The sequence below is a fragment of the Microbispora sp. KK1-11 genome (genome assembly GCF_006874435.1).
GTDB classification, from domain to species: domain Bacteria; phylum Actinomycetota; class Actinomycetes; order Streptosporangiales; family Streptosporangiaceae; genus Microbispora; species Microbispora catharanthi.
Genome location: NZ_VIRJ01000021.1, coordinates 123,157 through 142,001 on the forward strand (window position 1 = coordinate 123,157; position 18,845 = coordinate 142,001).

Annotated in this window: 18 protein-coding genes and 1 other RNA gene; 14 read left to right on the forward strand and 5 right to left on the reverse strand. The window is 71.0% G+C overall.

Going from position 1 to position 18,845, the window contains the following annotated elements; genetic code table 11:
- Nucleotides 1-12: 12 nt before the first annotated feature.
- Nucleotides 13-1,083 carry a hypothetical protein gene (locus tag FLW16_RS27120; RefSeq protein ID WP_142562966.1) on the reverse strand — a complete coding sequence of 357 codons (1,071 nt, stop codon included), beginning with the start codon at nt 1,081-1,083 and terminating at the stop codon, nt 13-15.
- A gap of 83 nt (nt 1,084-1,166) precedes the next feature.
- Here FLW16_RS27120 and prfB point away from each other — a divergent pair, with 83 nt between their 5' ends.
- On the forward strand, nt 1,167-2,285 hold the full coding sequence (gene prfB / locus FLW16_RS27125) for a peptide chain release factor 2 (RefSeq protein ID WP_142562967.1): 1,119 nt from the start codon (nt 1,167-1,169) through the stop codon (nt 2,283-2,285).
- On the opposite strand, the gene FLW16_RS27130 is transcribed toward prfB, so the two are convergent.
- On the reverse strand, nt 2,279-2,467 hold the full coding sequence (locus FLW16_RS27130; protein ID WP_030509253.1) for a hypothetical protein: 189 nt from the start codon (nt 2,465-2,467) through the stop codon (nt 2,279-2,281). The genes prfB and FLW16_RS27130 overlap by 7 nt on opposite strands.
- A 179-nt stretch (nt 2,468-2,646) precedes the next feature.
- On the opposite strand from FLW16_RS27130, the gene ftsE reads away from it, so the two are divergent.
- From ftsE to FLW16_RS27170, 8 genes are all read left to right on the forward strand, one after another.
- Entirely contained in the window at nt 2,647-3,336 is a 690-nt protein-coding gene (gene ftsE, locus FLW16_RS27135) for a cell division ATP-binding protein FtsE (protein WP_079315626.1), read from the forward strand.
- Nucleotides 3,337-3,350: 14 nt separating this feature from the next.
- Nucleotides 3,351-4,250, forward strand: coding sequence for a permease-like cell division protein FtsX (gene ftsX, locus FLW16_RS27140; RefSeq protein ID WP_142562968.1), 900 nt, complete (start codon nt 3,351-3,353; stop codon nt 4,248-4,250).
- 57 nt (nt 4,251-4,307) lie between these two features.
- The gene (smpB, locus tag FLW16_RS27145; protein WP_142562969.1) at nt 4,308-4,790 is read left to right on the forward strand and encodes an SsrA-binding protein SmpB; all 483 of its coding nucleotides are present in this window, start codon (nt 4,308-4,310) and stop codon (nt 4,788-4,790) included.
- Nucleotides 4,791-4,793: 3 nt separating this feature from the next.
- A complete protein-coding gene (locus tag FLW16_RS27150; protein ID WP_142562970.1) occupies nt 4,794-6,701 on the forward strand; it encodes a penicillin-binding transpeptidase domain-containing protein in 1,908 nt (635 codons plus the stop codon).
- A 319-nt stretch (nt 6,702-7,020) separates the two neighbouring features.
- Nucleotides 7,021-7,406, forward strand: a transfer-messenger RNA (tmRNA) gene (gene ssrA, locus FLW16_RS27155).
- A gap of 263 nt (nt 7,407-7,669) precedes the next feature.
- Complete coding sequence (locus tag FLW16_RS27160; protein WP_260615626.1) at nt 7,670-8,224, forward strand: UTRA domain-containing protein; 555 nt, start codon at nt 7,670-7,672, stop codon at nt 8,222-8,224.
- A 48-nt stretch (nt 8,225-8,272) separates the two neighbouring features.
- A complete protein-coding gene (locus FLW16_RS27165; protein ID WP_142562972.1) occupies nt 8,273-8,560 on the forward strand; it encodes a prevent-host-death protein in 288 nt (95 codons plus the stop codon).
- A 14-nt stretch (nt 8,561-8,574) separates the two neighbouring features.
- A complete protein-coding gene (locus FLW16_RS27170; RefSeq protein WP_260615627.1) occupies nt 8,575-8,979 on the forward strand; it encodes a type II toxin-antitoxin system VapC family toxin in 405 nt (134 codons plus the stop codon).
- 61 nt (nt 8,980-9,040) lie between these two features.
- Here the strand turns inward: FLW16_RS27170 and FLW16_RS27175 are convergent, their stop codons facing one another.
- Together FLW16_RS27175 and FLW16_RS27180 are read right to left on the reverse strand one after the other, a co-directional pair.
- The gene (locus tag FLW16_RS27175) at nt 9,041-10,081 is read right to left on the reverse strand and encodes an adenosine deaminase (RefSeq protein ID WP_221891315.1); all 1,041 of its coding nucleotides are present in this window, start codon (nt 10,079-10,081) and stop codon (nt 9,041-9,043) included.
- A 78-nt stretch (nt 10,082-10,159) separates the two neighbouring features.
- Nucleotides 10,160-11,242 (reverse strand): S1C family serine protease, encoded by a 1,083-nt coding sequence (locus tag FLW16_RS27180; protein ID WP_142562974.1) that lies wholly within the window; start codon nt 11,240-11,242, stop codon nt 10,160-10,162.
- Nucleotides 11,243-11,411: 169 nt separating this feature from the next.
- Here FLW16_RS27180 and FLW16_RS27185 point away from each other — a divergent pair, with 169 nt between their 5' ends.
- Complete coding sequence (locus FLW16_RS27185; protein WP_142562975.1) at nt 11,412-13,619, forward strand: acyl-CoA dehydrogenase; 2,208 nt, start codon at nt 11,412-11,414, stop codon at nt 13,617-13,619.
- Nucleotides 13,620-13,662: 43 nt separating this feature from the next.
- Here FLW16_RS27185 and FLW16_RS27190 read toward each other — a convergent pair whose 3' ends face one another.
- Nucleotides 13,663-14,058, reverse strand: a complete 396-nt coding sequence (locus FLW16_RS27190) for a MerR family transcriptional regulator (protein ID WP_142562976.1) — start codon at nt 14,056-14,058, stop codon at nt 13,663-13,665.
- 50 nt (nt 14,059-14,108) lie between these two features.
- Here FLW16_RS27190 and FLW16_RS27195 point away from each other — a divergent pair, with 50 nt between their 5' ends.
- The 4 genes from FLW16_RS27195 (at nt 14,109) to FLW16_RS27205 (ending at nt 18,840) form a co-directional block, all read left to right on the forward strand.
- Nucleotides 14,109-15,308: an MFS transporter gene (locus FLW16_RS27195; RefSeq protein ID WP_142562977.1), complete on the forward strand. Its 1,200-nt coding sequence runs from the start codon at nt 14,109-14,111 to the stop codon at nt 15,306-15,308.
- Between the two features lie 10 nt (nt 15,309-15,318).
- On the forward strand, nt 15,319-17,064 hold the full coding sequence (locus FLW16_RS27200; protein ID WP_260615628.1) for a hypothetical protein: 1,746 nt from the start codon (nt 15,319-15,321) through the stop codon (nt 17,062-17,064).
- Between the two features lie 134 nt (nt 17,065-17,198).
- Nucleotides 17,199-17,330: a hypothetical protein gene (locus tag FLW16_RS45415; RefSeq protein WP_256862666.1), complete on the forward strand. Its 132-nt coding sequence runs from the start codon at nt 17,199-17,201 to the stop codon at nt 17,328-17,330.
- Between the two features lie 220 nt (nt 17,331-17,550).
- Entirely contained in the window at nt 17,551-18,840 is a 1,290-nt protein-coding gene (locus tag FLW16_RS27205; RefSeq protein ID WP_142562978.1) for a glycosyltransferase family 4 protein, read from the forward strand.
- Nucleotides 18,841-18,845: the final 5 nt, after the last annotated feature.

Consider the following 18,845-nt stretch of genomic DNA (forward strand, 5'->3'; position numbering starts at 1 on the left):
CACCCGTGGTGATCAGCGGTTCGAGCCGCCGGTGACGATGCCTTCGTAGCCGACGACGTGCGCGGGCGCGGTGGACGCCTTGGGCGGCACCGCGCTCACGTACTGCTGGGTCTCGATGATCTGCCGCTTCTGCCGGATGAACAGGTCCTTGGTGGGGCTCAGCAGCCAGCGGGCCGCGGCGGGGAGCGTCACCGGGCGTCCCTCGCCGCACTTGAGCCCCTGGGGGTTGGGGGTCCACGAGGACGTGCGGATCAGCGTGTACAGCATCATCGCGCCGCCGTCACGCGTGCGCAGCGCGAAGATCGGGTAGTTGGGGGCCGAGGCGAAGATCGACTCGTAGTTCATGCAGTCGTCGGCCTTCGCCGTCTCCTTGGTCTTGCTGATCTCGTCGTAGAAGCCCGTCGTCTGCGGGCCGGGCGCGATCAGCCCGGAGGCGTAGCCCTTGGGGCCCTCCTCGGCGACCGTGGCGTGCAGCGGGCCCATGAGGTTGGGGCTGATGGCCACCGAGGCGTCGCGCGACTCCAGCGCCGTCGCGTACCCGTCCGCGTCGAGGGCGACCGAGGGCGGTTTCTCGCCGGGGTAGAGCAGGGACGCGAAGCTGTTGAGCCATCGCCCGTCCCGGCCCTGCCGTACGAACGTGAACACGCCCGTGCGGACCTCGCCGGACGCGTCGCGCCGCCGGGCGGTGGCCGCGAACCAGACGGTCGAGCGGCCGCTCTGCCGGGGCACGAGCACCGTACGGCGATCCCAGGTGTAGCGGGCGGGCTTGCCCTCCTGCGAGTGGATGCCGGCGATCGTGATGGGCCGCTGGCCGTCCTGGGTGAGCAGGAGCTCCCACCGGTCGGCCCCGGCCAGCCGCAGCACGTCGTCGGTGTCGAGGAACGCGTCGAGCGCCCGGGTCGCCTCCTCAAGCGTCACCGCCGGGGGACTGGGCGACGGCGACGGGCTGTCGCCGGGACTCGGCAGGGCGGAGGTGGCCGCCGCCGGGCTGGCCGTCGGCCGGGCCGGCTCCCCGCCTGAGCAGGCGACGGCCGTACAGGTGACGAGGGCAAGGGCCAGCGCACTCCGAACGACCCCGTTCACGCCAGCCTCCCCATGCAATCGATCCACATGCTACCGACGCGTGCTGCCTGACCGGGTCTCCGATTCGCGTACCCTTTACAGACGTGGCAGTCATCGATCCAGCCGAAGAGATCAACGAGCTTAGCGGCACGCTGAAGGGCATTCAGGACGTGCTCGACCTCGACGCCCTGCGCAAGCAGATCGCCGAGTTGGAGGACCAGGCTGCCGCGCCCGATCTGTGGAACGACCCCGAGCAGGCGCAGCGCGTCACCAGCCGGCTCTCCCATCTGCAGGCCGAGGTCAACCGGGTGGACGGCCTGGGCCGCCGTCTGGAGGACCTGCCGGTCCTGTTCGAGCTGGCGTCCGAGGAGGGCGACGAGGACGCGCTGGCCGAGGCGGAGAGGGAGCTCGCCGCGCTCAGGTCCGAGGTCGGCGCGCTCGAGGTCCGCACCCTCCTGTCGGGCGAGTACGACGCCCGCGAGGCCCTGGTGACCATCAACGCGCAGGCGGGCGGCGTCGACGCGGCCGACTGGGCCCAGATGCTGCTGCGCATGTACCTGCGGTGGGCCGAGCGCAAGGGCTACCCGGCGGAGGTCTACGAGACCTCCTACGCCGAGGAGGCCGGCATCAAGTCGGCCACCTTCGCGGTCAAGGCCCCCTACGCCTACGGCACGCTCAGGGGCGAGCACGGCACCCACCGGCTGGTGCGGATCAGCCCGTTCGACAACCAGGGCCGCCGTCAGACCTCGTTCGCGGGCGTGGACGTGGTGCCCGTGGTCGAGCAGACCGACCACATCGACATCAACGAGGACGACCTGCGCATCGACGTCTACCGGTCGTCCGGGCCGGGCGGCCAGGGCGTGAACACGACCGACTCGGCCGTGCGGATCACCCACCTCCCGACCGGGATCGTGGTCTCCTGCCAGAACGAGCGGTCGCAGCTGCAGAACCGTGCGACGGCGATGGCCGTCCTCCAGGCCAAGCTGCTGGAGCGCAAGCGGCAGGAGGAGGCCGCGGCGATGAACGAGCTGCGCGGCGAGACGACGACGTCATGGGGCACGCAGATCCGCAACTACGTGCTGCACCCCTACCAGATCGTCAAGGACCTGCGTACGGGCGTGGAGGCGGGCAACCCCTCCGCCGTGCTGGACGGCGACCTCGACGAGTTCATCGAGGGCGAGATCCGCTGGACGCGCCGCCAGGAGTCGGGTGACGCTCAGTAACCGCTGACGTGCGTGAGCGCGACAAGCGCCACGACCAGTAGCACGATCAGCGCGATGACCAGGGGCGACAGCCCCATGAACCCGTGGTGGTGAACCTTGGCGCGGCCCTCTCGGCAGACGGGGCAGCGCCCCTCCACCACGGGGCCCGCGCACGCGGCGCAGATCAGATGTTCGCAGCTCATAGCAGCTTTACCGCCCCATCGCCCAAGGGCTAATCGTTTTGTTTCCGTTATGGACGTTCCATGCCAGTGTTACCCCTAGACTGGCCTCTGGCCAAACGGAACGTCGATCCAGAGCAAAGTGACCGGCGACCCCCGGACCGGCCGTCCCACCCCCTAGACTGGCTAGCCGTGATGCGCCCGTGATCCATTTCGATAATGTCACCAAGGTCTACGCGAACCAAAACCGGCCCGCCCTCGACCACGTGAGCGTGGATGTCGACAAGGGCGAGTTCGTGTTCCTGGTCGGTCCGTCAGGGTCGGGGAAGTCCACCTTCCTCCGGTTGGTCCTGAAGGAGGAGCGGCCCAACAGCGGCTCCATCCACGTGGCCGGCAAGGACCTGTCGAAGCTGTCCAACTTCAAAGTGCCGCACCTGCGCCGCCGCATCGGCTGCGTGTTCCAGGACTTCCGGCTGCTGCCGAACAAGAACGTCTACGAGAACGTGGCGTTCGCCCTGGAGGTCATCGGCAAGCCGCGCCGCTTCATCCGCAAGGTCGTGCCCGAGGTCATCGAGCTCGTCGGCCTCGAGGGCAAGGCGCACCGCATGCCGGAGGAGCTGTCCGGTGGCGAGCAGCAGCGGGTCGCCATGGCCCGCGCGTTCGTCAACCGGCCGATGATTCTGCTCGCCGACGAGCCCACAGGAAACATCGACCCCGCCACGAGCATCGGCATCATGAAGGTGCTCGACCGAATCAACAGGACCGGCACGACCGTCCTCATGGCGACACACGACGCCGCGATCGTCGACTCCATGCGCAAGCGCGTGGTCGAGCTCGAGGACGGCAAGATCGTCCGCGACCAGTCGCGCGGCGTGTACGGCCAGGCGTATTAGGAGTAACTGGGACCATGCGGGCCAACTTCATCTTCTCCGAGGTCTGGATCGGCCTTCGGCGCAACCTCACGATGACCATCGCGGTGATCGTGACAGTGGCGGTCGGCATGGCGCTGCTCGGCGTCGGACTGATGATCAACTCCCAGGTCTCGAAGCTGACCGGCTTCTGGAGCGACAAGGTCGAGCTGTCGGTCTACCTGTGCACCAAGGGCTCGCCCTTCGAACCCTGTAAGAACAGGGGCGCCGTCACCCAGGAGGAGAAGGGCACCCTGGAGCAGACGATCAAGGCGCTCCCGGACGTCGAGCGGGTGCAGTTCGAGAACCAGGCCCAGGCGTTCAAGAACTTCCAGAGCACCGAGAGCAACACGCTGCTGCTTTCTGTGACCAAGCCCGAGGACATGCCGGAGTCGTTCCGGGTCAAGCTGAAGGACCCGGAGAAGGCGGCGGCCGTCGCGAGCAGTCTCAAGGGGCAGCCCGGCGTCTCCAACGTCGTCAACGAGCGCGACCTGCTCCAGTCGGTCTTCGGCTTCATGGACACGCTGCGCAACGTGGCGCTCGGCATCGCGATCCTCATGGTGATCGCGGCCACCCTGCTGATCGGCAACACGGTCCGGCTGTCGGCGTACAACCGCCGAAGAGAGACCGGCATCATGCGGCTGGTCGGCGCCAGCAACATCTACATCCAGCTTCCGTTCGTGCTGGAGGGCCTGATCGCCGGCCTCATCGGCGGCGTCCTGTCCGGCGTGATCCTGATCATCGTCAAGGTCTTCATCTTCGAGTCGATCCAGACCTACATGGCCGCGCCCCTCGGCTGGGACACGGTCGCGGGCGTGATCACCGGCACCATGGCCATCGGCGTGCTGATCTGTGTGCTCGCCTCGTTCGTCACGCTGCGCCGCTACCTGCGGGTGTGACACCGCACCGGCCGCGCAGCTCGTTTCCGCCCTTCGCGGCGACGGTAGGCTCCCCTTATGCCACGTGAGACCGGGCGCAAGCTGATCGCCCAGAACAAGCGTGCCAGGCACGACTTCTTCATCGAGGACACCTACGAGGCCGGGCTCGTCCTGACCGGCACCGAGGTCAAGTCCCTGCGGGCGGGAAAGGCCAACCTGACCGACGGCTACGCCTCGGTCGAGGGCGGCGAGGTCTGGCTGATCAACGTGTACATCCCGGAGTACAGCCAGGGCACCTGGACCAACCACGCCGCCCGGCGCACGCGCAAGCTGCTGCTGAACCGCAAGGAGATCGGCAAGCTCGACGCGACGCTGAAGGAGAAGGGCCTCACGCTGATCCCGCTGTCGATGTACTTCAAGGACGGCCGGGCGAAGATCGAAATCGGCATCGCCAGGGGTAAGAAGGACTACGACAAGCGGCAGACGCTCATGGAGAAGCAGGCGAGCCGGGAGATGGCGCGGGCCATGTCGAACGCGGTCCGCCGCCGGGGGGGCCGTTAGGCCGTGTCCTTCCGATCATTCGGGGTCGTCCGGGCGAGAGCCGTACGGGCCGCGCTCGCGCTGGGGCTGACCGCGCCCCTGCTGACCGGCTGCTTCGAGGAGCCGACGCCGCACGACGCGGTGCGCGACTTCCTCGTCGGCTGGCAGACGGGGGACTACGCGGCCGCCGCGCGCCGGGCCGACGGCGACCAGGCGGCGGTGCGCAAGGCGCTTGAGGACGCCCGGCTGCAACTGGACGCCGCCTCGATCCGCTTCTCCCTGCGCGGCATCAGCCAGGACGGCGACGCCGCGCAGGCCGGCTACCACGCCGAGGTCGACCTCGGCGAGAACAACCCCCTCTGGCAGTACGACGGGAACCTGCCCCTGCACCTGGTCGGCAACCAGTGGAAGGTGCGGTGGTCGCCGAGCGTCGTCCACCCCGACCTGCACCCCGGGCAGCGGCTCGCGGTCGCCACCGTCCCCAAGGGCCGCAGGCCGGTCCTCGACCGGAACGGCAGCCCGTTGCAGGACGAGACCGTCCTGCACGTCGCCGGGGTCTACCCCGCCAAGGTCAAGGACCCCGGCCGGCTCTGCGACCAGCTGTCGAAGGTCACCGGCTTCGCCCAGGACCGCCTGCTGAGCCGCATCCTGTCGTCGCCCCCGCAGGACTTCGTCCCCCTCGCGACGTTCGGGCGGACGAAGTTCGCCCAGATCAGATCCAAGCTGGAGGCCATCCAAGGTCTGGAGTTCCAGATCGACAACCCGCCGGTCGCCCCCAAGTCGCCCACCCAGATCGTCGGGGTGGTCACGGCCATCACCCCGGAGGCGGAGCAGCGGCTCGGCGGGCCGCAGCGGGCCGGCGACACGCTCGGCCGGGACGGCCTGCAGAAGGCCTACCAGGACCAGCTCACCGGCTCGACCGAGACCCGGGTCGTCATCCTCGACAACGCCACAGGGCGACTGGTCAAGGAGCTCAAGGCGTGGCCGGGGCGGGAGAACTCGTCGGTCCAGACCACGATCGACAGCCGCCTGCAGAGCGTGGGGGACGCCGCGGTGGCGGGGCCCCGTCCGGCCGCGCTCGTCGCGGTGCAGGCATCCACCGGCCAGTTGCTCGCCGTCTCCACCAACCAGTTGCACCAGGAGAAGGACGCGCTGGCCGGCAAGTTCGCGGCCGGCACCGCCTTCTCGGTCGTCGCCGCGGAAGGACTGCTCCAGTCGGGCCTCGACCCGAAGCAGAAGGTGCCGTGCAGCGCCGATCGCACCGTGGGCGGAGCCCGATTCCAGCAGCCCGGCGTCAACGGCGTGATGACGCCCACCTTCCAGACCGACTTCGCGCAGGGCTGCGTGACCGCCCTGGCGTCGCTGGCGCGGCGGATCAGCGGGCAGCGGCTGTCCGCCAGCGCGAGCCAGTTCGGCATCGGCGGCAACTGGAAGCTGCCGCTGAAGACGTTCAGCGGGTCGATGAACGCTCCCAACGGCGACGCCGCCATCGCGAAGATCATGGCTGGGCAGGGCGCCCGCGTGAGCCCGCTGGCGATGGCCCTCGTCGCCGCGGCCGTCAAGTCCGGCACATGGCGGCCGCCGGTGCTGGTGACCTCGCCCGTCGCTCCCGACCCGGCGGCCGGGGACGGCGTCACGCAGGCCGCCGCGCAGCCCGTGACGCTCGATCCCGCGATCATCGCGAAGCTGCGCACGCTCATGCGGGCCGGTGTGACGTCCGGCGCGGCCTCCGCCGCCTCCGCCCCCGGCGACCCCGTGTACGGCGTGGCCGCCGAGGTCACGCAGACGGAGAAGAAGGAGCGCACCAAGCTCTCGTGGTTTGTGGGCTGGCAGGGGGACGTCGCGGTCGCCGTGCTGGCGCAGAGCGGCGATACGGCGGCCGCTTCGGCGATCGCCGGGAGCTTCTTCCGCGACGCTCAGCCCCAGACCTGAAAAATGCTCGGAGGCGAGCAACCATCAGGGCGGTGACCGGCGTCTTTCTAGGTGACTGGGACCCGCTTGGGGGGTTGCGGGCCCAGTCACCGTGATGAGGACAGGGCTCCATCTCGGGGGGAGCCCTGCCCGTCCTGACCGGCTCGACCCTGCCGGTCGGCCCCCGGGGGCGCGCGCCAGAGGCCGCGTTCCCGGGGGCCTCGGCGTCTCACCGGCCCCACCGGCGTACCGGGGGGCCAGGAATTCGGTTCGCGTCGCCGGTGTTGTCATGAGTAAGCTTGTCATGCCAGGCCCTCGGGTCTGGATTGACAACTGCACAGGGGGTGACCGGTTTCGACTTCGACATTGCAAGTCAGGGGAAGCGGGTCGGGGACTGCGGACATAACCCCGTCAACACTGTGACCGCAAAACAATAAGTGCCAATAACAAGAGCACTGAGGTGAGCCAGGCTTCCCTGGCTCTCGCCGCCTAAGCAGCGAGAAACCTCTGTCAGCCCGGGAGTGCCTTCGGCCCGGAACTGACATCGCTAGAAGGCTCAACCGTCCGGCCCGGTCACGGGGCCGTACGGGAAACCAAACAGTGACTGGGCCCGTCGGCGACTCGCCTGTGAGATTGCCGGGGCCGAGAAAATCGCAACAGGCTGCACCCGGAGAAGCCCTGTCTTGGTGTTGAAGGACGCGGGTTCGATTCCCGCCACCTCCACATCTCCGCAGAAGGGCGGGGAGGAAGCGTTCGCTTCCTCCCCGCCCTTCTGCTGTCTGCCGGACTTCAGATCGGACGTGTCACCGGGACGACGGTGAGCAGATGGTCGAGGCCTTTGACTGCAGAATCTTCATGCGCTGGGCGAGCTCCTGAGGGCCGGAGGCGGTGAGCACGCCGACCGACAGCTGCACGCGCTGCGTGATCGTCGGGAGTGGCTCTGAGGCATGACGAGTACTGTCGGGGCGATACGTGGGAGGGGGCTTGCCGTGGGGGAGCCGAGAATCGTGGTGCGGCGATCGTTGCCGTCGGAGCCTGCCGTACGGAGTTCGGCCTCGCTGTTCCTGACGGAGGCGGAGCGGCAGGGGGTGCGGGCCGGGCGCAGGATGCTGTACGTCGGCCCGGAGCCCGCCTCCGAGCATGTGGCCGCCGGGCTGCGGGTCGAGCCGGGCACGCCGGTGCTGGCCCGGCGCAAGCTGCTGCTCGCCGGTGACGTGCCGGTGCGGGTCGCCACGAGCTTTCTGCGGCTCGACCTCTTCGCGGACACGCCACTGTGCGAGCCGGGCTTCCTCGCGCCGAGCCTGCAGGCGCGCATCGAGGAACTGGGTCACCGGTTCGGCCGGGCGGAGGAGCACCTGGTGGCCCGGCCGCCAAGGGGTGACGAGGCGACCATGCTGGACTTGGACCCCCGCGAGTGGGTGGTCCAGATCGTGCGGGCCGCCTACTCGGCCGACGACCTGCCGATCCACGTGCTGGAGACGGTCTGCGCCGCCTCCCGGCACGTCTTCGACATCGTTCAGGTGAGCGGCGCCGACGAGTTCTGACCGACGTGTACTGTGGTACGGCGTAGTACGGGTCGTTAGGATGAAACGATGAGCGCCAGACCCAGACCTGTCGATGTCAGCGTGCGACAGTTCGTCAGCGACTCCGGCAGCATCACCCGGGGGCTGCGGCAGGGACAGCAGTATGTGTTGACGATCAACGGTGAACCGCTTGCCGAGGTCATCCCGATCAAGCGTCGCCGGGCCGTTCCAACGGCGGAGGTGCTGGCCGTGTTCGCTACCGCGCCTGCCCTCGATGTCGACGAGCTCCGCGCTGACCTGGACGCCGTGATCGATCAGGAGTTGCCCGCAGATCCGCTGGAGGGGACCGGCCTGTGAGACATGCGGAAGGCGTGCTCGACACCAACATCGTGGCCGTCCTGTCCCTGTTCGATGCCGCCGAACTCCCGGAAGCATCCCTGATCACCGCTGTGACACTGGGCGAGTTGTCGGACGCGCCGCATGCCACCGCTGACCCGATCAAACGTGCCCGGAGGATAGCGGTCCTGCAGCATGTCGAGGCCACTTTTGACGCGCTGCCCTACGACGCCGAGGCTGCCCGTATATATGGCCAGATATGCGCTGCCGTTCGTATCTCCGGTCGGCAGCCACGCGGCAGGGTGGCCGACTTGATGATCGCCGCCATCGCCGCCAGTAACGAGCTTCCTCTCTACACCGCCAATCCGAAGGACTTCGCCGGTCTCGACGGCATGGTGGAAGTCGTGGCCGTCTCGCGGCCTCCGGGCGCGACAGCCTGACTCACCCCTGAGGAGCGCTGGAGACGGTCTGCGCCGCCTCCCGGCCTGTCTTCGACATCGTTCAGGTGAGCGGCGCCGACGAGTTCTGACCAAGGTAGGCGTCGATCTCCGCGAGCAGGGCCGAGGTGCCCTCGGCGCCGAGGAAGGACGCCTCCACCGCGGCACGGGCCAGGTCGGCGACGCCCTTCTCGTCGAGGGAGAGCAACTCGGCCGCGACGGCGTACTCCCGGTTCAGGTCGGTGCCGAACATCGGCGGATCGTCGGTGTTCACCGTGATCGCCACCCCGGCCGCGACCAGCTCGGGCAGCGGGTGCTCGGCCAGGCTGGGCACGGCCCGCGTGCACACGTTGGAGGTGGGGCAGACCTCCAGCGTGATCCCGTGCTCGGCCAGGTGCTCCAGCAACGCCGGGTCCTCCACGCTGTGGATGCCGTGCGCGATCCGTTCGGCGCCGAGATCGCGTACCGCCTGCCAGACGTAACCGGCGTCGGTGACCTCGCCGGCGTGCGGCACCGAGTGGAGCCCGGCGGCGCGGGCCGCGGCGAAGTACGGGGCGAACTGCGAGCGGGACACCCCGGCCTCCGCGCCGCCGAGGCCCAGGCTGACCAGGCCGTCCGGCCGCTGGTCGAGCGCGATGGAGAGCGTCTGTTCCGCGGGCGGGCCCGGGATGCCGGGGATGTCGAAGCACCAGCGCAGGACGGTGCCGAAGTCCGCCTCGACCCTGCGGCGGGCGTCCTCGATCACCTCGCAGAACTCCTCCGGGGCGAAGCCCCGGGCCAGGTGGGGCTGCGGCGTGACGGTCAGTTCGGCGTACCGCACCTGCTGGGCAGCCAGGTCGCCGCCCACGCCGTGGACCAGCGTCCACAGGTCCTCGGGCGTCCTGACCAGGTCCACGATCTGCGGGTAGACCTGGAGGAAGTGGGAGAAGTCGCGGAAGTCGTAGAACGCCGCGACCTGCGCGGGGTCGGCCGGCACGGCCGTCGCCCCCTCATAGCGCGCGGCGAGTTCGGCGACGATGTGCGGTGACGCCGCACCGATGTGGTGCACGTGCAGTTCCGCCTTGGGCAGCCCGGCGATGAACCGGGTGAGGTGCGGGGAGATCACGGACAGAACGTAACAACCAGGTAGGAGCCGCCACCAAGCGATTCCGCGGTATCTCACACCACTTTGTCAGGATCGGGCTCATCCTCCGGCCGGCAGCTCGCTGAGCACGACGGTGACCGTCCTCCTGGTGCCGTCCGGTTGCATCAGCTCGACTCGAGCCTTGTCGCCCGGTTTGAGTGTCACCAGGACCTGCGACAGGGCGCTGGCGGTGGGCGTGGGCGTGCCGTTGACCTTCACGATCACGTCGCCGGGGCGGATGCCCGCCTTGTCCGCGCCGCCGCCGGGGGACACCGAGCCGACGGCCACGCCGATCGGGTTGCCGTCCGCGTCGACCGCCGTGCCGACCCGTACGCCGAGGGCCGCCCGATGGCTGTTGACGACCCGGCCGTACCGGATGATCTGGCGGGCGATGTCGGTCGCGGTGTCGCTCGGGATCGCGAAGCCGAGGCCGGGCGCGGCGCCCAGGTTGGGATCGACGGCGGCCAGCGTCGGGATGCCGATGACCTGGCCGGACAGGTCCACCAGCGCGCCGCCGCTGTTGCCGGGGTTGATGGGCGCGGAGGTCTGGATGGCGTTGGCGATGGTCGCGGCCCCGCCGCCGGCGTGCCTTTCGCCCGTCACGGTGCGGCCCAGGGCCGACACGATCCCCTGGGTCACGCTGCCGGAGAAGCCGAGCGGGTTGCCCATCGCGAGCACGATCTGCCCGACCTTGAGGTTCGCCGACCGGCCGAAGGTCGCGGGCGTCAGCCCGTTCTTGTTCTCGACCTGGATGATCGCCAGGTCGCCGGGGGGATAGGAGCTCACCAGCCTGGCCTTCCTCGGCTTGCCGCCGGTGGCCAGCGTGACCTGGAACTCCGTGGCGGCACCGACGACGTGGGCGTTCGTCAGGATGTGGCCGTCGGTGTCGTAGACGATGCCCGAGCCCAGCGCCTCTCCTGTGGTGATCTGCACGATCGACGGAAGGACGCTCTTGATGACCTGCTCGTAGGCCGTCTCGAGCTCGATCGGACGGGTCGGCAGTGGCGCGGCCGTCCTCGTCTTCGGAGGCGCCGTCGGGGAGGCGGTCTCGCCCGGGGCGGTTCCCTGCGCGCATCCCCCCGCGACCAGCGCGGCCACGGCCGGGGCGGCGACCGTACGGAGGACCTTCCGTGAGAGCTGCATAGTCCCCTGTCTACCTGCGGGAACGGTCGCCGCAAGGCGGCACGCCGGACCACGCGCAGGTCATGACGGGTGCCCGGGACAGCCGATACCCGGGGTGCTCGGCCCCGGCCTAGCCAGCGAATATTCCTCTAGAATATGGTTCTACAAGGACCTAGTGCTGGAGGATCTTATGGCGATCGGGCTGAGCGAGGAGCACGAGGCGCTTCGCGAGTCGGTGACCGGATGGGCCGAGCGGGCCGTGCCCGCCGACCTCGTGCGAAGCGCGGTGGGTGTCCTCGCCGATCCGGGTACGGAGGAGCGCCCGGCCTTCTGGCCCGCTCTCGCCGGCCAGGGGCTGCTCGGGCTGCACGTCCCGGAGGAGTTCGGCGGCTCCGGCTACGGCCTCCTGGAGGCGGCCGTGGCGATCGAGGCGCTGTCGGAGCGGGTGGCGCCCGGTCCGATGGTGCCGACCGTGCTCGCCGGCGCCGCGATCCTCGCCTCCGAGAGCAAGGCGCAGGCCGACCTGCTGCCGGGGCTCGCGGACGGATCGCTGACCGGTGCCGTGGCGCTCGACGGCGAGATCACCGGTGTCCGCGACGGCGACGTGCTGACGATCAGCGGCGCGGCCGGGTATGTCCTCGGCGCGGCGGTCGCCGACGTGCTGGTCCTGCCGGTGGCCACGGACGGCGGCGAGGAGTGGGTGGCCGTCGACGCCGCCCAGGCGACGATCACCGCGGTCAAGTCGCTCGACCTCACCCGTGGCGTGGCCAAGGTCGAACTGGACGGCGTAGAGGTGCCCGCCGAGCGGGTGCTGACCGGCCTCACCGGCGCCGAGGTGCGCAACATCGCCGCGATCGTCCTCGGCGCGGACGCGGCCGGGGTGGCGGCCTGGTGTGTGTCCGCCGCCGCCGACTACGCGAAGGTCCGGGTGCAGTTCGGCCGCCCGATCGGCCAGTTCCAGGGCATCAAGCACAAGATCTCGCGGATGCTGGTGGCGCTGGAGCAGGCCCGGGCCACGGTCTGGGACGCCACCCGGGCGGAGGGCGCCGAGCGCGACTACGCCGCCGCGATCGCCGCCGTCATGGCGCCCGACGCGGCCGTGCAGTGCGCCAAGGACGCCATCCAGACGTTCGGCGGCATCGGCTACACCTTCGAGCACGACGCCCACCTGTACTACCGCAGGGCGCTGACCATCCGCGCGCTGCTCGGCTCCTCCTCCGAGTGGTCCGACCGGGTGGCCGCGCTCGCGCTCCAGGGCGTCGCCCGGGAGATGGAGATCGACCTGCCGGAGGAGTCGGAGCCGCTGCGCGAGTCCATCCGGGCGGAGCTCGCCGGGATCGCCGCCCTGGAGGGCGTCGAGCAGAAGCGGGCCCTGGCCAAGGCGGGCTTCGTCATGCCGCACCTGCCCAAGCCCTGGGGCCGCGCGGCCTCCCCGCTGGAGCAGGTGCTCATCCACCAGGAGGTCAGGGCGGCCAAGATCAAGCCGCCGCAGATGATCATCGGTGCGTGGGTGGTGCCGTCGCTGGTCACGTACGGCACGCCGGAGCAGCAGGAGCGGTTCCTGCCGCCGACGCTGAGCGGCGAGCTGATCTGGTGCCAGCTCTTCTCCGAGCCGGGGGCCGGCTCCGACCTCGCGTCGTTGCAGATGAAGGCGGAGAAGGTCGAGGGCGGCTGGAAGCTCAACGGCCAGAAGATCTGGACGTCGGTGGCGCACGTCGCCGAGTGGGCCATCTGCATCGCCAGGTCCGACACCTCCAAGCCGAAGCACGACGGCATCACCTACTTCCTGGTGGACATGAAGGCACCCGGTGTCACCGTGCGGCCGCTGACCGAGATGACCGGGGAGAACCTGTTCAACGAGGTGTTCCTCGACGACGTCTTCGTGCCGGACGAGCTGGTCGTCGGCGAGGTCGACGAGGGCTGGCGGGTCGCCAGGAACACGCTGTCGAACGAGCGGGTCTCGCTGTCGTCCGGCTCGGGCGGCACCGGCGCCTCGGTGCCCGACCTGGTCGGCCTGACCGGCCGGCTGGGCCGCGAGCTCACCGCCGCCGAGCGGCAGGACCTGGCCCGCGTGGTCTGCGAAGCGCACTCGATCAACGCGCTGTCGCTGCGGGTGACCCTCAAGCAGCTCGCCGGCAGCGAGCCGGGCGCCGACGCGTCGGTGCGCAAGCTGCTGTCCACCGCGCACGCGCAGCACGTCTCCGAGGTGGCGGTCTCGCTGCTCGGCCCGGCCGCCGTCACCGCCGCCGACTGGAAGCTCGGCGACGCCGGCTACTGGAACCGCGCCGTGCTCGCCACCCGTGCGATGACGATCTACGGCGGCACCACGGAGGTGCAACTCAACATCATCGCCGAGCGCATGCTCGGCCTGCCCCGCGACCCGGAGCCGGGCAAGTAGCCCTCGTGTGATCGGGCGGGCCGGTCGCCGGCCCGCCCCGATCTCAATGGCCGACGTCGTGTGTGGCGAGCGCGCGGCGCCTGACATCGGGCGGAGCCGCGGCGATGACCCGGTCGAGCGCGCCCAGGGACGTCTGCAGGTCTGTGATCGACCGTCTGATCCTGTCTCGCTCCCGGTGAAGGTCGGCGAGCAGATCCGAGCACGTCGGGATCAGCCGGTCGCCGTCGTCGCGCAGGCAGGGAAGGATCGCGGCGATGGTGGAGGTGTTCAGACCGGCGGCCAGGAGGCTGCGAATACGGCGGACGGTGTTGACGTCCTCGTCGCCGTATTCCCGGTAACCGCTGGGACGCCGCTCGGGATGGAGCAGGCCCTGCTCCTCGTAGTAGCGCAGCAGGCGCTCGTGGACGCCGGTCCGCCGTGCCAACTCGCCGATGCGCATGGCTCCTCCACTTGACTCTCACATCCATGTGAGACTTTAGCGTCCTCGCCATGAGCAAGACCTTCGCCACGCTCGCCGCCCTGTGCGTGAGCGTCTTCGTCGTCGGAACGTCGGAATACCTGATCTCCGGGCTGCTGCCCCAGGTCGGGGCGGACCTGAAGGTGTCCGTGGGCGCGGCCGGGCAAGCGGTCACCGTCTACGCGCTCGGAGTCGTGATCGGCGGGCCCGTCGTGGCCGCGCTGACCGCCAGGACGCCCCGCAAGGGACTCGCGCTCGGCCTGATGCTGCTGTTCGCGGCGGGCAGCGCGATCAGCGCGACGGCCCCCTCGTACGCGCTGCTGCTGGCGGGACGCCTGGTCTCCTCGTTCAGCCACGCCGCCTTCCTCGCCCTGGCGCTCGTGATGGCGACCGGCGTGGTGCCGCGGGAGAAGACCGGCACGGCGATCTCCGCGGTCGCCTCCGGCTTCACCGTGGCGACCCTGCTGGGGGTGCCCTTGGGCACGCTGCTCGGGGAGCGCGCGGGGTGGCGCATCCCGTTCGCCGTCCTGACCGGGTTGGCACTGGCGGGTGTCGTGCTGCTCGCAGTCGTCCTGCCCAGGCAGCCGGCCCCGGCCACGCGGCTGCTGGACGAGATCCGGGTGGTGACCCGCCGCCCGGTCGTGCTGGCCATCGCCACCACCGCGGCGGGGTTCTCCGGCGTCGCCACGGTGTTCACCTACATCGCCCCGCTGCTGACGCGCGTGTCGGGCTTCTCCGCCGCCGCGGTCTCGGGGCTCCTGCTCGCGTACGGAGCGGGCAGCTTTCTCGGCAACCTCCTCGCTGGCCGGCTCACCGACAAGTCCGTGAGCGCCACCGTGCGCGGCGTTTTCGGCGGGCTGACCGGCGTGCTCTTCCTCCTTCCGTTCGCCGCCGTCCGGCAGCCCTCCGCCGTGGCGGCGGTCCTCCTGCTCGGCCTGCTCGCCACCGCCACCATCGCGCCGCTGCAGGGGCTGATCCTGCGCCACGCGGGCGACGCCCCGACGCTGGCCGTCTCCGCCAACGTCGGCGCCTTCAACCTCGGCGCCGCCGCCGGCTCGGCCGTCGGCGGCCTCATCGTCTCCGCGGGCGCTCTGCGCTGGACCGGCCTGGCCGGTGCGGTGCTGAGTCTGGCGGGGCTGGCCCTGACCTACCTCGCCCTGCCGCGGACGCCCTCGGCCGCGCGGGCCGATCACGCCCCGGTTGCCGCCGGGACCTCAGGAAAGGCCCAATAGCCTGTACGGCATGTGGCGGCCCTTCCGATTTGCGTGGCTTGGCCTCGGGGGGCGTGACGGCGCCGCCCCGGGGCCGGCGCTCGCGCGGTGGTGGCCGGCCGCGCTGGGTCTGGCGTTCGGGGTGCTGGCGCTCGGGCCCGCCCTCGGGCCGGGGTTCGTCCTGCGCTACGACATGGTCTTCGTGCCGGACCCGCCGCTCCGCCTCGGTGACGGCTTCCCCCGGGCCGTGCCGAGCGACCAGGTCGTGGCGCTGCTGTCGGCCGTGGTGCCGGCGCAGATCGTGCAGAAGGCGATCCTGCTCGGGCTGTTCGTGCTGGCCGCCTCCGGGGCCGGGGCTCTCGCGCGCGACGTCCTGCCGGGAGGGGGGATTGTGCCCCGGCTGGCCGCGGCGGCGTTCTACGCCTGGAACGCCTACCTGGCCCAGCGCCTGCTCATCGGGCAGTGGGCGCTGCTGCTCGGATACGCCGGGCTGCCCTGGGCCGTGCGCGCCGCGGCGCGCGGCGGGGCCCTGCGGCTCGCGGTGGCCCTCCTGCCCGCCGCCGTGGGCGGGTTCCAGGCCATGCTCGTCAGCGCCCTGACCGTGCTCCCCGTGGCCGCGCTGCGGCGACTCCCCGCCCACCGGCCGGAGCCGCCGGATCACGCGGAAGCGCGGCCCGTCGAGCCGGGCGGGAGCGCGCGTGCCCGCAGGCGTTGGCGGGCGGTGCTGTCGTCGGTGTCGCCGCCACTGGGCGTCTTCGCCGTGCTCAGCCTGCCGTGGCTCGTCCCGGCGCTCGTATCGGTGCTCGGGGCGGACGCCACGGCCGATCCCGCCGGGGTGGCCGCCTTCGCGCCCCGGGCGGACGGGCCGTTCGGGACGCTCGGCAGCCTGCTCACCCTCGGCGGCATCTGGAACTCCCATGCCACCGTGCCCGGACAGGACATGCCCGCGCTCGCCGCCGTCCGTCTCGCCCTCACCCTCGTCGCGGTCGCCGGGTTCGTGCGGCTCGGGTTCGTGCGGCTCGGGTTCGTGCGGCTCGGGTCTGTGCGGCTCGGGTCCGTGCGGCGGCCCGCGTGGTGGCCCGGCCTCGCCGCGGCGGCGTGCGCCGGTGTCCTGATCGCGTGCGCCGGGGCGTTCGCGCCGGGCGTGCCGCGCGCCCTGATCGGCTGGTGGGCCGGGTTCGGCCCGCTGCGCGACGCTCAGGTGTACGTCGCGCCGCTCGCGGCGGCGCAGGCCGTGGGGGTCGCGGTGGCGATGGCGGCCCTCCGCGCCGCCATGCCCGCGCCGGTCGCGGCGGTCGCGGTGGCGGTGCCGGTGCTGGCCCTGCCGACGTTCGCGCTTGGCGCGTTCGGCAGGCTCGGGACGGCCGAGTATCCCGAGGAGTGGCGCCGCGTCCAGGCCGTCGTCAACGGGGATCCCGCCCCCGGCGCGCTGCTGTCGCTGCCCTGGAGCGCCTACCGGGCGTTCCCCTGGAACGGCGGCCGGGTGGTCCTCGACCCCGCCACCAAGATGTTCTCCCGGCCGGTGGTGTGGAACGACGCGCTCGTCGTCGGCACGGGCGGCGGGAGACGGATCCGGGTGGCCGCCGAGAGCCCCCGCGCGCGGCGGATCGGCGCGCTGCTGGCGGGGCCGGCGACGGCGTCGCTCACCGGGGCGCTCAAGCGGGAGGGGGTGCGGTTTGTGCTCGCCGGAGGAGTTGACGAGAACACGTTCTTGTCCCGGTTGCCGGGGGCGACCCCCGTCTACAGGGGCCCGGAACTACTCCTGGTGCGGCTGTGATCAGCCAAGATCCAGGACTCGCGGCATACTGGACGGTAAGTCTTTTTATCACGGTTTGACCAAGGCTATGGTGTAGGAGCTGTATCACGTTCTAATCTCGGCGCACCGCGCGTTTCGACGAGGAGGAAGCATCCGTGTTGAAGGTGCTGGCTGCTCTCGCGGTCGGGGCCGTGCTCGCCGGCGTCGCCTCCGTGGCGGTCGTCAACGTGGCCGCGCCCACCGCCGAGCCGCCCAACAAGCCGCTCTACAACTACGGCGACAGGTGAGCGCACCAGACCTGACGCCCGTTTCATAAGGACTCCCTCGAAAAGGACTCCCCGCGAAGACCCAGTTCGTCAGGGGCGTGGTTTCGCCATGCCCTCATGCGTCCGTGCCCCGATTCGCCGCACCGCCTCACCCGCCGCGCCCCGGGACCACCTGTAACGGGGGGCCGCGTCCCCGGTGCCCCGAACTCGCCGCGAAGACGCGTCACCCGAAGGAGTGGTCGTGGTCGCACAGGGTGCGAAGGCGAAGTCCTCGGGGCGCCCGGCCGCCCTTCCCGAGCCGCCCGACAGGCCGCATCTCGCGGCCACCGGCGCAGGTGCGGCTCCGGCCGCCGTTCCCCCGCTGCACGGCGTGCGCGTTGCCGTGCTGAACTTCCGCGAACCGAGCCAGACCGTCGCGGGCGGCGCCGAGGAGTACGCCTGGCGGGTCTCCGCCTACCTCGTCGGCCAGGGGGCGCGCGTCCACTTCGTCACCAGCCGGGAGCGGTACCAGACCCGCGGCGAGTCGCGTGACGGCATCGAACTGCGCAGGATGGGCAACAAGTATCTGGTCTACCTTCTCGTCCCGCTCTGGCTGCTGCTGCGCCGCCGCCGGTTCGACGTCATCATCGACTGCATGAACGGAATCCCGTTCTTCTCGCCGGTCGTGGCACGCCGCCGTACGCGGGTGATCTGCGTGGTCCACCACGTGCACGACCGGCAGTTCTACGCGTTCTTCCCCCGGTGGCTGGCGCGGATCGGCTGCTTCATCGAGGGGCCGGTGGCGCGGCTGCTGTATCGGCGGTGCACGACGGTGACGGTCTCCGAGTCCTCCCGCGACGAGCTGCGTGAGCGCCTCCGCTGGCTGGCCCCGATCGAGGTGGTGCCCAACGGCAGCCCGACCGCCAGGCCCGTCGCGAGGGAGCCGGTGCCGGGCGACCCGGCCGTCGTCTACCTCGGCCGCCTGGTCGGCCACAAGCGCGTCGAGCGGGTGGTCGAGCTCGCCGCCGAGCTGGCGCCCGGCCGTCCCGGCCTGCACGTGCACGTCGTCGGGCGGGGCCCCGAGCACGACCGGCTGGCCGAGCGGGCGGGCAGGGCCGACGTGGCCGGACGCGTCCACCTGCACGGATTCCTGCCGGAGGCGGAGAAGAACGCGGTGCTGAGCGGCGCCAGGCTCAACGTCACGGCCTCGGAGTTCGAGGGATGGGGGCTGACCGTGATCGAGGCGGCGGCGCTCGGCGTGCCCACCGTCGCCTACGACGTGGCCGGCCTGCGCGACTCCGTACGGCACGGCGTGACCGGGTGGCTGGTGCGCGACGGCGAGCGGCTCGCCGACGTGGTCGACCAGGCGCTGCGGGAGCTGGACGACCCCCTGACGAGGGCGCGGATGGCCCGGGCGTGCCGTCGCTGGGCGGGCGAGTTCACCTGGGGGAAGACGGGGGCGACGATGACCAGGCTGGTCGCGGGCGAGCTCGGCGAGCTCCCCGCGCGGTATCCCGAGAAGTGTGCCGAGAGCCTCCGTGAGAAGTCCTGAGCGCG

Excerpts from the sequence above, each read along its gene's own strand:
- FLW16_RS27130 (WP_030509253.1), bottom strand. The coding sequence starts at position 2,467 with ATGAGCTGCGAACATCTGATCTGCGCCGCGTGCGCGGGCCCCGTGGTG.
- ftsX (WP_142562968.1), top strand. The coding sequence starts at position 3,351 with ATGCGGGCCAACTTCATCTTCTCCGAGGTCTGGATCGGCCTTCGGCGC.
- smpB (WP_142562969.1), top strand. The coding sequence starts at position 4,308 with ATGCCACGTGAGACCGGGCGCAAGCTGATCGCCCAGAACAAGCGTGCC.
- FLW16_RS27165 (WP_142562972.1), top strand. The coding sequence starts at position 8,273 with ATGAGCGCCAGACCCAGACCTGTCGATGTCAGCGTGCGACAGTTCGTC.
- FLW16_RS27180 (WP_142562974.1), bottom strand. The coding sequence starts at position 11,242 with ATGCAGCTCTCACGGAAGGTCCTCCGTACGGTCGCCGCCCCGGCCGTG.
- FLW16_RS27185 (WP_142562975.1), top strand. The coding sequence starts at position 11,412 with ATGGCGATCGGGCTGAGCGAGGAGCACGAGGCGCTTCGCGAGTCGGTG.
- FLW16_RS27190 (WP_142562976.1), bottom strand. The coding sequence starts at position 14,058 with ATGCGCATCGGCGAGTTGGCACGGCGGACCGGCGTCCACGAGCGCCTG.
- FLW16_RS27195 (WP_142562977.1), top strand. The coding sequence starts at position 14,109 with ATGAGCAAGACCTTCGCCACGCTCGCCGCCCTGTGCGTGAGCGTCTTC.
- FLW16_RS27200 (WP_260615628.1), top strand. The coding sequence starts at position 15,319 with ATGTGGCGGCCCTTCCGATTTGCGTGGCTTGGCCTCGGGGGGCGTGAC.